The sequence below is a fragment of the Pseudomonas sp. T1.Ur genome (genome assembly GCF_023516725.1).
GTDB lineage: Bacteria > Pseudomonadota > Gammaproteobacteria > Pseudomonadales > Pseudomonadaceae > Aquipseudomonas > Aquipseudomonas alvandae.
The window spans coordinates 677,424-692,182 of the sequence record NZ_JAMGSN010000001.1; the positions used below are offsets into that span (position 1 = coordinate 677,424).

General features: G+C 61.4%; 10 protein-coding genes and 2 tRNA genes. 2 read left to right on the top strand and 10 right to left on the bottom strand.

Translation table 11 applies throughout. From position 1 onward, the window contains the following. Nucleotides 1-98: 98 nt before the first annotated feature. The 4 genes from M8Q45_RS03165 to rimO all read right to left on the bottom strand — a co-directional run bounded on the left by M8Q45_RS03165 (nucleotide 99) and on the right by rimO (nucleotide 3,559). The gene (locus M8Q45_RS03165) at nucleotides 99-560 is read right to left on the bottom strand and encodes a YehS family protein (protein ID WP_249873531.1); all 462 of its coding nucleotides are present in this window, start codon (nucleotides 558-560) and stop codon (nucleotides 99-101) included. A 57-nt stretch (nucleotides 561-617) separates the two neighbouring features. Next, the gene (locus M8Q45_RS03170; RefSeq protein ID WP_249873532.1) at nucleotides 618-1,328 is read right to left on the bottom strand and encodes an rRNA pseudouridine synthase; all 711 of its coding nucleotides are present in this window, start codon (nucleotides 1,326-1,328) and stop codon (nucleotides 618-620) included. An 82-nt stretch (nucleotides 1,329-1,410) separates the two neighbouring features. Then, entirely contained in the window at nucleotides 1,411-1,884 is a 474-nt protein-coding gene (locus M8Q45_RS03175; protein ID WP_249873533.1) for a GNAT family N-acetyltransferase, read from the bottom strand. 334 nt (nucleotides 1,885-2,218) lie between these two features. Continuing rightward, on the bottom strand, nucleotides 2,219-3,559 hold the full coding sequence (gene rimO / locus M8Q45_RS03180) for a 30S ribosomal protein S12 methylthiotransferase RimO (protein WP_249873534.1): 1,341 nt from the start codon (nucleotides 3,557-3,559) through the stop codon (nucleotides 2,219-2,221). A gap of 336 nt (nucleotides 3,560-3,895) precedes the next feature. Between rimO and M8Q45_RS03185 the strand changes: the two genes are divergently transcribed. Then, complete coding sequence (locus M8Q45_RS03185; protein ID WP_502940525.1) at nucleotides 3,896-5,737, top strand: potassium transporter Kup; 1,842 nt, start codon at nucleotides 3,896-3,898, stop codon at nucleotides 5,735-5,737. A gap of 198 nt (nucleotides 5,738-5,935) precedes the next feature. On the opposite strand, the gene M8Q45_RS03190 is transcribed toward M8Q45_RS03185, so the two are convergent. The 4 genes from M8Q45_RS03190 to M8Q45_RS03205 all read right to left on the bottom strand — a co-directional run bounded on the left by M8Q45_RS03190 (nucleotide 5,936) and on the right by M8Q45_RS03205 (nucleotide 10,378). After that, on the bottom strand, nucleotides 5,936-7,225 hold the full coding sequence (locus M8Q45_RS03190; protein ID WP_249873536.1) for a virulence factor family protein: 1,290 nt from the start codon (nucleotides 7,223-7,225) through the stop codon (nucleotides 5,936-5,938). Further along, complete coding sequence (mprF, locus tag M8Q45_RS03195; protein ID WP_249873537.1) at nucleotides 7,225-9,867, bottom strand: bifunctional lysylphosphatidylglycerol flippase/synthetase MprF; 2,643 nt, start codon at nucleotides 9,865-9,867, stop codon at nucleotides 7,225-7,227. Before mprF ends, M8Q45_RS03190 begins: the two co-directional genes overlap by 1 nt. Nucleotides 9,868-10,017: 150 nt before the next feature. Further along, nucleotides 10,018-10,094: transfer RNA gene (locus M8Q45_RS03200), tRNA-Met, on the bottom strand. Between the two features lie 207 nt (nucleotides 10,095-10,301). Further along, a tRNA-Met gene (locus M8Q45_RS03205) sits at nucleotides 10,302-10,378 on the bottom strand. Nucleotides 10,379-10,660: 282 nt separating this feature from the next. On the opposite strand from M8Q45_RS03205, the gene dinB reads away from it, so the two are divergent. Beyond that, nucleotides 10,661-11,722: a DNA polymerase IV gene (dinB, locus tag M8Q45_RS03210; protein WP_249873538.1), complete on the top strand. Its 1,062-nt coding sequence runs from the start codon at nucleotides 10,661-10,663 to the stop codon at nucleotides 11,720-11,722. Between the two features lie 211 nt (nucleotides 11,723-11,933). On the opposite strand, the gene M8Q45_RS03215 is transcribed toward dinB, so the two are convergent. Both M8Q45_RS03215 and M8Q45_RS03220 read right to left on the bottom strand, forming a co-directional pair. Beyond that, nucleotides 11,934-12,887, bottom strand: a complete 954-nt coding sequence (locus M8Q45_RS03215) for a YceB family lipoprotein (protein WP_249873539.1) — start codon at nucleotides 12,885-12,887, stop codon at nucleotides 11,934-11,936. Nucleotides 12,888-12,904: 17 nt separating this feature from the next. Further along, entirely contained in the window at nucleotides 12,905-14,620 is a 1,716-nt protein-coding gene (locus tag M8Q45_RS03220) for a proline--tRNA ligase (protein WP_249873540.1), read from the bottom strand. Between the last annotated feature and the right edge of the window lie 139 nt (nucleotides 14,621-14,759).

Genomic DNA, 14,759 nt, shown 5'->3' on the forward strand with positions numbered 1-14,759 from the left:
AGGCTTCGCCAGCCCCTACGGCCCAGCGGGAGCAAGCTCCCTCGTCACGAAAGCTCTGCCACCATCCGCAGTGCTTCAAGAATCGGCAGGCCTCGGCATTAGCCGCGAACGCGCAGCGTCAGCCCCTTGAGAAAGTTGCGCAGCAGCTGATCGCCGCACGGGCGATAGTTGGTGTGGCCGAATTTGCGGAACAACGCGCTCAGTTCCGGCTTGGACACCGGGAATTCGGCGGCCTTGAGGATGGCGTGCATGTCGTCTTCCTTCAGCTCGAACGCCACGCGCAATTTTTTCAGGATGATGTTGTTGGTCACCGGCACTTCGATCGGTTGCGGCGGACGGCTTTCGTCCTTGCCACGCTTGAAAATCACCAGGCCATCGAGAAAATGCGCCATGACCAGGTCCGGGCAGAACACGAAGCCTTCTTCCTCGTCCTTCTTGAGGTAGCCGGTGAGGTCCGCGAGGGAGACATCCAGGCCGCCCAGCTTGATGATCTCGATGACTTTCTTGTCGCTGATGTCGAGCATGTAGCGCACGCTGCGCAGTACGTCGTTGTGAATCATGTGTGCAATCCTGATGAATCGGCAGTGGGCGCCCCGGTTCGGCGGGGCGCCGGAAAATTAGAATTTCTCTTTGGCAGACAGGTAGCGCCACTGGCCCAGGGGCACCTTGCCGATGGACACGCCGCCGATGCGGATGCGGCGAATGGCGACGACCTTCAGGCCGACCGCCTGGCAAAACAGCGCGATGACGCCGGGTTGCGGGTTCTTCATGGCGAAGCGCAGGCGGTTTTCGTTCTGCCAGCTGGCCTTGACCGCCGGCAACTCCTTGCCTTTGTAGGTCAGCCCGTGGTTCAAGCGATTGAGGCCGTGGGCGACCATCTCGCCTTCGACTTCCACCACGTATTCCTGCTCGATCTTGGCGGCGTCGGCGGTCAGCTTGCGCAGGATCTTCCAGTCCTGGGTGAACACCAGCAGGCCGCTGGCGTTGGCCTGCAGATCGGCGCTGGCAGTCAGGCGCAGGAAATGGCCCTTGAGTGGGCGCTTGCCGAAGCGATGCTCCTCGCTCAAGGTCTGTGGCCCGAGGGTTGCCATGGCGGTGTCGACGTCCATGCCCGCCGGGACGTTCAGCAGCAGGGTCACGGGCTCCGGCGCGGTGGCTTTGGCCTCGGGATCGAGTTCGACCTTTTGGGTGGTCACCTTGAACTGCGGCTCGTCGATCACTTCGCCGTCGACGGTGACCCAGCCGCCCTCGATGAACAGCTCCGCTTCCCGACGGGAACAGCCGACGAGTTCGATGAGGCGCTTGGAGAGACGAATCGGGTCAGTCATGACGGGGCCGTAACAAAAAGAGGGTGGGCATTGTACCTGTCTGGCGCCGGTTAATCGCGGGTCCATTTGCCTCATGGGGTTTTTAGCCGCGTCCAGCCTTCAGGTCCGCTTGCTTGTAGCGCATGTGCAGCAACGGGTAGGGCTGGTCCATTCCATCGCGTGCCGAACGGCCGACGACTTCGAAGCCTTGCTTGAGATAGAAACCCAGCGCCTGTGGGTTCTGTTCATTGACGTCCAACTGATCGGCGTTCAAGTTCTCCATGGCGTAGCGCAGCAACTGTTTACCCAGGCCCTGGCCCCGATGTTCCGGGTCGATGAAGAGCATCTCGATCTTGCCGGCCGCGACACCGGCGAAACCGGTAATGCGCTGGCGCGCGTCCCGGGTGCAGATGAGCATCACCGCGTCCAGATAACGGGTGAGTACCAGGTTCTTCAGCAGCTCGATGTAGCTGTCCGGCAAGAAATCATGGGTCGCCCGTACCGAGGCCTCCCAGACCCGGGTCAATTCCTGGTAGTCGCTTGGTTTCGGTGTGTGGATGACCGAATGCTGGCGCATGTCCGCCTGTTCCTTGTGGTGGATGTGCTGGGTTTCTCCATACGATAGCCGTAAAAAAGCCCTGCATCTCGTTACAAGAGCGGGGCTTGAGGATTTTTTGGGGGCTGATCGGTGAGTGGCTGAAAAACAACCTGTGGCGACCTTGTTCCTGCTGGGGTGCACTGTAGGAGCTGCCGAGCGAAGCGAGGCTGCGATCTTTCCCGAGGACACTTGAATCTCAAGCGAAAGATCAAAAGATCAAAAGATCAAAAGATCAAAAGATCGCAGGCTTCGCCAGCTCCTACAGGCCGGGAGCAAGCTCCCTCGCCACAACAGCGGTCCCGCTTTGTGCGGATCAGCCGATCTGTTCAGCCCACAAATCATATTCATCGGCGTCGGTGACCTTGCACCAGACCTTGTCGCCCGGCTTGAGGTTGCTGCCGTTGTCGATGAAGACGTTGCCGTCGATTTCCGGCGCGTCGAAGAAGCTACGGCCCACGGCACCTTGCTCGTCGACTTCGTCCACCAGCACTTCGATTTCACGGCCAACGCGCATTTGCAGGCGCGCCGAGCTGATGGCCTGCTGGTGCGCCATGAAGCGCTCCCAACGGTCCTGCTTGACGTCATCCGGCACCACGTCCAGGTTCAGGTCATTGGCCGGTGCGCCTTCGACGGGCGAGTACTGGAAGCAGCCGACGCGGTCGAGCTGGGCTTCGGTCAGCCAGTCCAACAGGTACTGGAAATCTTCTTCGGTTTCGCCCGGGAAGCCGACGATGAAGGTCGAGCGGATGATCAGGTCCGGGCAGATTTCGCGCCAGTTCTTGATGCGCGCCAGGGTCTTGTCTTCGAAGGCCGGGCGTTTCATGGCCTTGAGGACTTTCGGGCTGGCGTGCTGGAACGGGATGTCCAGGTACGGCAGGATCTTGCCGGCGGCCATCAGCGGGATCAGCTCATCGACATGCGGGTACGGGTAGACGTAATGCAGGCGGACCCAGACGCCGAGGGTGCTGAGGGCTTCGCACAGCTCGGTCATGCGGGTTTTCACCGGCGCGCCGTTCCAGAACCCGGTGCGGTATTTCACGTCGACGCCGTAGGCGCTGGTGTCTTGGGAAATGACCAGCAATTCCTTGACGCCGGCCTTGACCAGGCGCTGGGCTTCTTCGAGCACATCGCCCACCGGACGGCTGACCAGCTTGCCGCGCATCGACGGGATGATGCAGAAGCTGCAGCTGTGGTTGCAGCCTTCGGAAATCTTCAGGTAGGCGTAGTGACGCGGGGTCAACTTGATGCCTTGTGGCGGCACCAGGTCGATCAGCGGATTGTGGTCCTGGCGCGGCGGCACCACTTCGTGCACGGCGTTGACCACTTGCTCGTACTGCTGCGGCCCGGTCACCGACAACACGCTCGGGTGCACGTCGCGGATGTTGCCTTCTTCCACGCCCATGCAACCGGTGACGATGACCTTGCCGTTTTCCTTGATGGCTTCACCGATCACTTCAAGGGATTCGGCCTTGGCCGAATCGATGAAGCCACAGGTGTTGACCACCACCACGTCGGCGTCCTGGTAGGTGGACACGACGTCATAACCTTCCATGCGCAGCTGGGTCAGGATGCGCTCGGAGTCGACCAGAGCCTTCGGGCAACCCAGGGATACGAAGCCAACCTTCGGGTTGGCTGGCGCGGTAGTGGTGGACATGTCTAACCTCGGTGTAAAGGGGATCGTCTCTTGCCGAGACAGGGCGCCTGACGCGCCTCTGATCAAAAAGTGCGCAATTCTATCCGTGGTCGACGCACTTGACCAGCTTTATACCGGGAAATGCGACGAGTGCTGCGCTATGCTTCGCGCCTTTGCCTTTTGGCGATTGCTACAGTCAACAAAACGTCTGTAACCAAGCGTAAAACGGTGCATGCTGCGTCAAAAAGCGTACAGCTTCTCTAATAGAAGAAAGGTCTGGAAAATCGGGAGTGTTGGATGGGTCATGCAAATAGTCAGGCGGTGGGTGCCGAGCATTCGGCAGCGAAACCGCTGAGCATGCTGGTCGCGGCGGTCGGGGTGGTTTATGGCGACATCGGCACGAGCCCGCTGTACACCCTGAAGGAAGTTTTTTCCGGCGGTTATGGCGTACCGGTCAACCACGACGGGGTGCTGGGGATTCTCTCGCTGATTTTCTGGTCGCTGATCTGGGTCGTTTCGATCAAGTACATGATGTTTGTCCTGCGCGCCGACAACCAGGGCGAGGGCGGCATTATGGCGCTTACCGCCCTGGCGCGGCGGGCGGCAGCGGGCAGGGCGCGGTTGCGGACGTTGCTGGTGGTGTGTGGCCTGATCGGCGCGGCGCTGTTCTACGGCGACAGCATGATCACGCCGGCGATCTCGGTGCTTTCAGCGATTGAAGGGCTCGGCCTGGCATTTGATGGGATTGACCACTGGGTAGTGCCGATGTCAGTGGTGGTGCTGGTGGCCCTGTTCCTGATCCAGCGCCACGGCACCGCGCGCATCGGCATCCTGTTCGGCCCGATCATGGTGACCTGGTTCCTGGTGCTGGGCGCGCTGGGTGTGTATGGCATCAGCCAGCATCCGGAAGTGTTGCAGGCGGTCAACCCCGTCTGGGCCGTGCGGTTCTTCGTGGTGCATCCGGGCATGGGCGTGTCGATCCTCGGTGCGGTGGTGTTGGCGTTGACGGGCGCCGAAGCGCTTTACGCCGACATGGGGCACTTTGGTCGCAAGCCGATTGCCCGCGCCTGGTTCCTCCTGGTGTTGCCGGGCTTGATGCTCAACTATTTCGGCCAAGGCGCCTTGCTGCTCGGCGATCCAGAAGCGGCGCGCAACCCGTTTTACCTGCTGGCGCCGAGTTGGGCATTGCTGCCGCTGGTGGGCTTGTCGACGCTGGCCACGGTGATTGCCTCCCAGGCAGTGATCTCCGGCGCGTTCTCGTTGACACGCCAGGCGATCCAGCTCGGTTACATCCCGCGCATGTACATCCAGCACACCTCCAGCGCCGAACAGGGCCAGATCTACATCGGTGCGGTGAACTGGTCGCTGATGGTCGGCGTGGTGTTGCTGGTAATCGGCTTCGAGTCCTCCGGTGCGCTGGCTTCGGCCTATGGCGTAGCGGTGACCGGTACGATGCTGATGACCACGATTCTGGTTTCGGCCGTGATACTGCTGTTGTGGAAGTGGCCACCACTGCTGGCGGTCCCGCTTCTGGTTGGTTTCCTGCTGGTGGACGGGCTGTATTTCGCCGCCAACGTGCCGAAAATCATTCAGGGTGGCGCCTTCCCGGTCATCGCCGGGATTGCCTTGTTCGTGCTGATGACCACTTGGAAGCGTGGCAAGCAGTTGCTGGTGGACCGTCTCGACGAGGGCGCGTTGCCGTTGCCGATCTTCATCAGCAGCATCCGCGTCCAGCCCCCCCATCGGGTCAAGGGCACTGCGGTATTCCTGACCGCGCGTTCGGACGCCGTGCCTCATGCGCTGCTGCACAACCTGTTGCACAACCAGGTGCTGCATGAGCAAGTGGTGTTGCTGACGGTGGTGTACGAAGACATTCCACGCGTGCCGCCGCAGCGGCGTTTCGAGGTCGATGCCTACGGCGATGGATTCTTCCGGGTGATCCTGCACTTCGGTTTCACCGACGAACCGGACGTGCCCGAGGCGCTCAAGCTCTGCCACCTGGAGGACTTGGATTTCAGTCCGATGCGCACGACATATTTCCTCAGCCGCGAGACCGTCATCGCCTCCAAGCTCGAAGGCATGGCGCGTTGGCGCGAGTCGCTGTTCGCCTTCATGCTGAAGAATGCCAACGGTAACTTGCGGTTCTTCAACCTGCCGTTGAACCGGGTGATCGAGTTGGGGACGCAGGTCGAGATGTAGACCTGTAACAAGGCCTATGGCAAGGCGGATCCCTTGTGGGAGCGAGCCTGCTCGCGAAAGCGTCGGATCAGCGGACCCTCGACGCTGGATGTGCCACCGCCTTCGCGAGCAGGCTCGCTCCCACAGGGGCACCAAGCGGCCAACAAAAAAGCCCCTGCACCGTGAGGTTGCAGGGGCTTTTTGTCATGCGGGCCTTGGTTATTGCTCGGCAGGCTTGCTCTGCCGCTTGTTGATCTCATCGATCAACCGCTTGGCCAGGGCCGGGTAATTTTCATCGAAGTGGTGGCCGCCCGGCAATTTGATCGCCTCACCCACGGCCGTCTTGTCGGTGCAGCCACTTTCGTCGGCTTCTTCGCCGCCATAGATGCAGACCACTTTCTCTGCGGGCAGCTTGGCCATTTCCGGGCCCGTGGCGGCTTCGGTGCCGGCGTTGCCAAGCCAGCCCTCGACCTCGATCTCGAAGCTGCCGGTACGGGCGAAGGCGAGCAGGATAATCGCATCGACCCGCTGTTGTTCGGTGGCTGGGAGGCGATTGTAGATCGCCGGCAGGACATCGGCGCCGAAGGAGTAGCCGGTCAGGATGAAGCGCTTCGTGCCCCAGATCTGCCGGTAGTGCTGCATCAGTTCGGTCAGGTCGGTCGCACTCTGTTCCGGGCTTTTGTGCTGCCAGTAATAGCGCAGGGTGTCGATGCCGACCACCGGGTAGCCGATCTTGGCCATTTCATCGGCCACGTCGCGGTCCAGGTCGCGCCAGCCACCGTCACCGGAAAGGAACAGCGTCACGGTATCGCGCGTTTGGCTGGCAGGCACTTCCACCACCGGGATGCTCAAGCCGCCCTTGCCCTTTTCGGTACCGACCAGAATCTTGCGCAACTCGTTGTTCAGCACCTGCGGCAGGTTGATGTCGTAGTCACTGATGCTGGTTTCGGCGTTGTGCTGGTCGCGCACGAAACCGGCACTGGTGTCGTCGGGGTTGTCGTTCCAGGCCACCAGCCAGCGACCGTGGGCGGCGCTTTTCGGCAACAGGTGCGTGCAGCCGGGTTTTTCCAGGGCCAGGTCCACCGAAACGGCCTGGGCCTTGTCGTCCTTCTGTTCCGCCAACCAGCGCCAGGCCAGCACGGCGCCAGGGCCGATGCCGCTGACCAGCGTGGCCGGCCCATGAAGCTGTCTCAGGCCAGCCTGCAAGGCGCGGCCCTGCAACATGCAGTCCTTGGGCAGGATCACCTGGACGATCTCTGCCGAGCCGCTGCGGCTGAGGGTCGTCAGTTGGGTGTCGCTGAGCTTCTGGTCTTCATTGACCGCCACCAGCACTTGGGCACGCGACTTGGTGCCAGGAATGACCCGGGTCATCGGCACGCCGTCGGCGGGCTCCAGTTGTTCCAGGGGCGGTTGCGGGGCGGGGCGGTTCCAGTACCAGTAGCCGCCACCAAGAATCACCGCCAGCACCAGCAGGCTGGCTACCAGGTATCGCCAAAAGCGTTGCGTCATCAGCGTTTCACCAATCCAGTCAGGCCGCCTGCAATCAGGGCGGCGGTATCGGCCAGCGCGACCAGCGGATCGAGTCCGGCGGGCACGGCCATGTAACGAGGTTCCCAGTCAGGCTGGAATTTGTCCTTGAAGCGGCGCAGCCCCTGGAAATTGTAGAGCTGCTCGCCACGGCGAAACACCATCGAACCCAGGCGTTGGGTCAACGGTGCGCCACGACGCGGTTGCAGGCCCGAGAGCGGGACCATGCCGAGGCTGAAGCGGGCGTAGTCATGGTTCTTATAATGTTGGATCAGGCCGACCATCATGAACTCCATGGTCAGTTTCGGCGCTTCGGGGTGGGCGCGCATCAAGTCGAGACTCGCCAGTTCATGGCTGTGGGTTTCCAACAAGTTGGCGAACGCGACGGGCTTGCCCTCGAAACGAATCACCGCGATGCGGAAATGCTTGAGGTAGTCGTCGCTGAAGCGGCCCAGGGAAAAACCTTTTTCACGTACGTTCTTGCCGGTCAGCCAGGCATCGGAAATGACCTTGAGCTCATCCATCGGCGCCTGCCCCGGTTCGTGGATCTCCAGGGACAGGCCATCCCGGGTGCCGCGGTTCCAGGTGTACCGCAGGTCCTTCATCTCCTTGCCCTTGGCCTCGAGGTCGAAACGCTTGAGGTTCACCCGCGCTTCTTCGCCCAGCTTGATCGCGGTCAGGCCGATGTCCATGTAGTACGGCAGGTTTTCGGCTCGCACCTGATAGAACACCGGGCGAGCATGGTGGATATCGCAAAGGTCGCGGAACTGCCAGATCATTTCCGCCCGTTGCTGGGTCGGTCCGATCGGATCATACAGTGCCACCAGGCTGCGGCCGCGACGCGCGTACATCAGGAACGCTTCGTCGTTGGGATGAAACAGCAGCGCCTTGTCACCGGTCAGGGCCAGGCCACCGTCCGGTTGCGAGGACGCCATGAGAATGGTCCTGGCACGCTCCAGCTCTTCCGCCGTGGGCTGATGGATCACAGGGCGCGCCGTGCGCAGCAGCCAGGTCAGGGAAACCACCACCAGCAGGACGGCGGCGCCCAACAACGAGCGCAGGCCTCGGGGGGCATCGGCGTCCAGGGTGAACTGCCACCACAATTGGTGACTGTAGGGCACGTCCTGATAGGCAAACAGCAGCAGCCAGATCGATGCGCCCAGCACGCAAAGGCTGGCAATCAGGAACAACGGCGAGAACGGCAGTTCGGTCAGGCGACTCGGACGATAGAAAGAGCGCCGGAACACTGCCAGCAAGGCAGCGGTCAGGGTCAGCAGCGTGGCTTCTTCCCAGTCAAAGCCCTTGAGCAGCGAGAGCAGGGCGCCCACCAGCAGCAAAACGGTGGTCAGCATCCAGGCGGCGGACAGGCGTCGACGCAGGCCTTGGGCCAGCAACAGGCAGAGCACGCCCACCAGGCTCGCGCCGAAGTGCGAGGCGTCCACCAGCCGATGGGGGATCAGGAAGCCGATGTGCTCCAGGCGCGTGTCGATCTCGGGGGTGACACCGGAAAACAGCAGCACCACGCCAGACAGGAAAACCAGTACGGCCAGGATCGGCGCGGCAAAACCTGACGCCGCACGCAGGGTCTGGCGCGTCTGGAACAGCCGTTGCGCCTCGTTGATCAGCAGCAGCACGCAGGCCACCAGCATCGGCAGCAGCACGTAGATCAAGCGATACAGCAACAGGGCGGCGGCAAGCGGCGCGGCGCCCAGTTTATCGGCAAACGCGGCCAGCAGGATCGCTTCGAACACCCCGACGCCACCCGGCACATGGCTGAGCACGCCGGCGGCCAGCGCGAGCAGATACACCAGCAGGAATGGGCCGAACGGTGGCGCTTCCGGCAACAGCAGATAAAGCACAGTGGCGGCCGCTGCGACATCCAGCGCCGTGATGACCAATTGCAGGAATGTCAGGCGCCGGCCCGGCAGGCGCAGCGTACGGCGACCGGCCTTGACCAGCAGGCTGTCCCGGTAGGGTTGCTCGGGCAACCGACGACGATAGATGCCAACGGCCAGCACGCTGGTGAGCAACAGGACCGCCACGGCGATCGAACCCAGCAAGACGGCGGGAAGGTGCAAGGCGGCAGACGCGGCGGGCAGGTTGCTCAGGGTTGCCAGCGCGGCCAAGGGGGGCAGCGCGCAGCCCAGGGACAGGCTGGCGAACAAGGTCATATGGGCGACGTCGGCTGCTCCCAGGCCATGCCGCGCATACAAGCGATAACGAACCGAGCCGCCCGACAGCAATGAGAGGCCGATGGCATTGCCAATGGCAAACGCAGTGAAACCGCCGAGGACCATGGTTTGAGGCGGCAGCGTTACGCCCGCATAGCGGGTGGCGGACCATTCATAACCCAGCAGAATCACGAAGCCGGCGACGGTGGCGACAACTGCGCCGAGCAGCGCCGGCCTCGGCACGTCGAGGATCGAGTCATGCAACGCGTAAAGATCAAGCTCGCTCAGGAGGTGGCGACAGGCGATCAACGCGATCGCAAACAGCAGCAGCGTGACGGCGAGACCGATAGGTTGGCGGTACTGGCTGATCCGATCCAGCCAACGCAGTCGCTCGGCCTTGATCGGTTGTGTCGCAGTAACGGGGTCTTGCGGGTCAGACGAGTGGGCGCGCATCAATCACCTCTTGAGCTATGCGCGACAGGATGGGGGTATCCAGCCAAGTTACCAATCCCTGCGGCGGAAAATAATTACAAAATATTTGTAATGCAGCTTTTTCGACAGACACAAAAAAGGCCACTCTTTCGAGCAGCCTTTCTTGATATTTGGTTGCGGGAGCCGGATTTGAACCGACGACCTTCGGGTTATGAGCCCGACGAGCTACCAGACTGCTCCATCCCGCGTCTGTGTGGCGGCATTCTACAGGCGAACGCCAGCGTGTCAACCGTTAATAAGGCAAAGCGGCAAATTAACGGTCGTTCGCCTAAATGCTCGAAAAACAAAAGAAAATTGTCCTACAACTCAGGGCACCTGGCGGCGACGTCTGTCGGTTGGTATAAAACTGGCGCCCACAAAAAAGGCCACTCTTTCGAGTAGCCTTTCTTGATGTTTGGTTGCGGGAGCCGGATTTGAACCGACGACCTTCGGGTTATGAGCCCGACGAGCTACCAGACTGCTCCATCCCGCGTCTGTGTGGCGGCATTCTACAGAGGATTGGCGCACTGTCAATCCCTTATCCGGAAAAACCTGTTCCGCTTCAATTGGTTAGCCTTCCGAAAGGTAATGTGACAGCGCTGCGACGCACGCCTGGCAAGGGTTCGCGCTCTATTGCCGGGTTCGGTGCGATTGAGGAAATAAATTTACGTAGGCATTTTCCAGGTCTGCTGAAGGATATTTCAAACTACTGGTGCTATATACAGGTACGAATGCGATACTGGCGCTCCGATTGGTCCCCTATGCCGCTTCTTTTATGACGCAACGCAAAATCATCCACGTCGACTGCGACTGCTTCTATGCCGCTATCGAAATGCGCGATGATCCACGGCTGGCCGGCAAGCCCCTGGCGGTTGGTGGTTCGGCGGACCGGCGAGGCGTGATCGCTACTTGCAACTACGAAGCGCGGGCCTACGGCGTGCGGTCGGCCATGTCTTCCGGCCATGCCCTGAAACTCTGCCCTGACCTGACCATCGTCAAGCCGAGGATGGAGGCCTATCGGGAAGCGTCGAAGGAAATCCACGCAATCTTCAGCGATTACACTGACTTGATCGAGCCGCTGTCCCTGGACGAGGCTTACCTGGACGTCTCCGCGAGCGCGCACTTTGGTGGCAGCGCCACGCGTATCGCCCAGGACATCCGTCGACGTGTGTCCAATCAACTGCATATCACCGTCTCCGCAGGCGTCGCGCCGAACAAGTTTCTCGCCAAGATCGCCAGCGACTGGAAGAAACCCAACGGCTTGTTCGTCATAACCCCCGATCAGGTGGAGGATTTCGTCTCGGCGCTGCCGGTGAGCAAGCTCCACGGTGTCGGCAAGGTCACCGCCGATAAACTGAACAGGCTGGGTATCGTTGATTGCCTGCACTTGCGCCAGTGGGACAAGCTCGCGCTGGTGCGCGAATTCGGCAGTTTCGGTGAGCGACTCTGGAGTCTTGCCCGTGGGATCGACGAGCGCCTGGTGCAGAACGACAGCCGGCGACAGTCCATCAGTGTGGAAAACACTTACGACGTCGATTTGCCCGATTTGAAAAGCTGTCTCGACAAGCTGCCGGAGCTGATGCAGACCCTCAGTGGGCGGATGGCGCGGATCGACAGCAGTTACCGGCCGGGCAAGCCGTTCGTTAAAGTGAAATTCCATGACTTTACCCAGACCACCCTGGAGCAGGCCGGGGCAGGACGGGATTTGGGCAGCTACCAGTTGCTGTTGACCCAGGCATTCAACCGGGGCGGCAAGCCGGTGAGATTATTGGGGATAGGGGTACGGTTGGAGGATTTGCGGGGCGGGTTTGAGCAGTTGGAGTTGTTCGAGCGTTGAGCGCTCGCCAAAGGGTAACGCTGTTCATTAAGGTCCTCTGGGCCCTTGTGGCGAGGGAGCTTGCTCCCGCTCGGCTGCGAAGCAGCCGTGAACCGGCGAGTGCGTATCTGGAGCTCCGCATCCGACGGTTTTTTGGGGCCGCTTCGCGCTGGAGCGCCAGCCCGGCCCAGCGGGAACAAGCTCCCTCGCCACGGGAGCATCAGAACTGGAGTCAGTTGGCGCCAGGATCCGCCACCAACCGCCCGCCATCCTTGGTCAAGGCTTTCATGAACTCGGTTTGCAACTCCGGATCGTTGCGGGTCAGCTCGATCAGGCTCTGTTCCAGCTCGCTGGCTTCTTCTTCAAGTCCCAGTTCCGACAGGCGTTTGACCCGGTGGACCCACTGGCTCACTTCGTCATCTTCCAAGTCGTCGTAGATCAGCCCATGGGCCTCCACCAACTTGCTGCGCAGCGTGCTGCTGATGCTCAGGGATGAATCGGTATGCACCTCGTCCTGGGCATCGGTCACGCTGATCTGCAATTTCCCGAATTGGCTCAGGTCATGTTCGGCGAAAGGGCTTTCCAGCAGGTTCAAGCGCAACACGCCATTGCGGTCGGTGCTCATCTCGAACGTCTGGCGGGCGGCTTTCACTTCTACCGGGCGCTCGCTCCAGGGCAGGCTCGAGTGTTCCGTGCGCTTGTCACGCTGGATTTCGTCGATACCGGCCAGGTTCTGTTGCGCACGACCGTTGGAAGGTACGTTCATGAACGGGTTCAGCCCGGCGAAACCGTAGCTGATCCAGTCGCGGGTCGCGGAGTCGGGGAGGCTGCCCAAGGCGAATACATTGACCACGTTCGCGCCGACGCCGGCGACCACCGCGACCGCGCCCAGCGGGATCTCGTAGATCTCCCGCCAAGGCTGGTAGGGCGTGTAGCGATCGTAGTGGCGGGTGACTTCGAATTCGGTGACTTCGAAAGTCTTCTGCTCATTGATCCGAACTCGACGCTGCGGCAGATCGAGCACCTTGGGTTCGCCCACATCGATCTGCAGGCTATGGTCGAGCAGCTTTCGCTCGATCCGTTCTTCGTGCTCGTTGCGTTGCGACATCTGGTTGGCGCAGCCGCTGACCAGCAGGGCGCCGCACAGTGCGGCGCCCCCGAGGCCTAAGGTGTTTCGCTTGAACATGACGTCTCTATCTGGTCTCAGCGGCGGATACGGGCCTGGAGGAAGGGCAGCACGTCGGCGACTGGCAGCGCTTGCGGCTCGGCCTCGGTACGGCTCTTGTATTCCAGGTTGCCTTCGGCCAGGCCACGGTCGCTGACCACGATCCGGTGCGGGATGCCGATCAGCTCCATGTCGGCGAACTTGATGCCGGGGCTGGTTTTCTTGTCGCGATCGTCCAGCAGCACTTCGAAGCCGGCGGCCGTCAATTCGGCGTAGAGCTTGTCGGTGGCTTCGCGAACCTGTTCGGTTTCATAACGCAGCGGTACCAGGGCGATCTGGAACGGCGCGAGCGTGTCGCTCCAGATGATCCCGTTCTCGTCGTTGTTCTGCTCGATGGCGGCGGCCACCACGCGGGATACGCCGATGCCGTAGCAGCCCATTTGCAGGGTGACTGGCTTGCCGTTCTCGCCCAGCACTTCGCATTTCATCGCCTTGCTGTACTTGTCGCCCAGCTGGAAGATGTGACCGACTTCGATGCCGCGCTTGATTTCCAGGGTGCCCTTGCCGTCCGGGCTTGGATCGCCGGCCACGACGTTGCGCAGGTCCGCGACGGTTGGAACTGGCAGGTCGCGCTCCCAGTTCACGCCGAAATAATGCTTGTCATCGATGTTGGCACCGATGGCGAAGTCGCTCATCAATTCCACGGAGCGGTCGATGATGATCGGCAGCGGCAGGTTCAGCGGGCCGAGGGAGCCGGCGCCAGCGCCGATGGCGTCGCGCAGCTCGGCATCGGTGGCCATGACCAGCGGGCTGGCGACGCCAGGCTGGTTGGCGGCCTTGATTTCATTCAGCTCGTGATCGCCACGGATGATCAGGGCAATCAGCTTGCCTTCTTCTTCCGCGCGCACGATCAGCGTCTTGATGGTGCGCTCGATGGGCAGGTTGTAGCCTTCCACCAGTTGGGCAATGGTCTTGGTGTTCGGCGTGTCCACCAGGCGCAACTCTTCGGCCGGCGCGGCGCGGGAGGTTTCCCGTGGCACGGCTTCGGCTTTCTCGATGTTTGCGGCGTAATCGGAGCCGTTGCTGAAGACAATGTCGTCTTCGCCGGATTCGGCCAGGACATGGAATTCATGAGAACCGGCACCGCCGATGGAGCCGTTGTCGGCTTCTACAGGACGGAACTTCAGGCCCAGGCGAGTGAACACGTTGCAGTACGCCTGGTGCATGCGGTCATAAGTGACCTGCAGCGAGGCCAGGTCGGCATGGAACGAGTAGGAGTCCTTCATGATGAACTCACGACCGCGCATCAGGCCGAAGCGCGGACGGATCTCGTCACGGAACTTGGTCTGGATCTGGTACAGGTTGATCGGCAACTGCTTGTAGCTGCTCAACTCGTTGCGCATCAGGTCGGTGATCACTTCTTCGTGGGTCGGGCCCGCGCAGAAGTCGCGACCGTGACGGTCCTTGATGCGCAGCAGCTCGGGACCGTATTCCTCCCAGCGCCCCGACTCCTGCCACAGCTCGGCCGGTTGGGTGCTCGGCATCAACACTTCCAGAGCGCCGGCGGCGTCCATTTCTTCGCGGACGATGGCTTCGACCTTGCGCATGATCCGCAGGCCCATCGGCAGCCAGGTGTACAGGCCGGAGGCGAGTTTGCGGATCATGCCGGCACGCAGCATCAGCTGATGGCTGATCACGACGGCGTCGGAAGGCGTTTCTTTCTGTGTGGCGAGCAAAAATTGACTGGTGCGCATGGTTGGCCGTTGTCGGTTGCTGATGACGAGAAGTGACGCAGCATTGTACGGGCGAGATGCCCTGGCGTACAGGCGCGTGGCCTGTTGCCGGATCCAGGCGCCGGTTTCTTCGGCGCCTGCTGAGCTTTCCTACGACTTT

Coding starts and splice junctions, on each gene's coding strand:
- M8Q45_RS03165 (WP_249873531.1), bottom strand. CDS start 560: ATGATTCACAACGACGTACTGCGCAGCGTGCGCTACATGCTCGACATC.
- M8Q45_RS03185 (WP_502940525.1), top strand. CDS start 3,896: ATGCTGGTCGCGGCGGTCGGGGTGGTTTATGGCGACATCGGCACGAGC.
- rimO (WP_249873534.1), bottom strand. CDS start 3,559: ATGTCCACCACTACCGCGCCAGCCAACCCGAAGGTTGGCTTCGTATCC.
- M8Q45_RS03170 (WP_249873532.1), bottom strand. CDS start 1,328: ATGACTGACCCGATTCGTCTCTCCAAGCGCCTCATCGAACTCGTCGGC.
- M8Q45_RS03175 (WP_249873533.1), bottom strand. CDS start 1,884: ATGCGCCAGCATTCGGTCATCCACACACCGAAACCAAGCGACTACCAG.
- M8Q45_RS03215 (WP_249873539.1), bottom strand. CDS start 12,887: ATGTTCAAGCGAAACACCTTAGGCCTCGGGGGCGCCGCACTGTGCGGC.
- M8Q45_RS03220 (WP_249873540.1), bottom strand. CDS start 14,620: ATGCGCACCAGTCAATTTTTGCTCGCCACACAGAAAGAAACGCCTTCC.
- M8Q45_RS03190 (WP_249873536.1), bottom strand. CDS start 7,225: ATGACGCAACGCTTTTGGCGATACCTGGTAGCCAGCCTGCTGGTGCTG.
- dinB (WP_249873538.1), top strand. CDS start 10,661: ATGACGCAACGCAAAATCATCCACGTCGACTGCGACTGCTTCTATGCC.
- mprF (WP_249873537.1), bottom strand. CDS start 9,867: ATGCGCGCCCACTCGTCTGACCCGCAAGACCCCGTTACTGCGACACAA.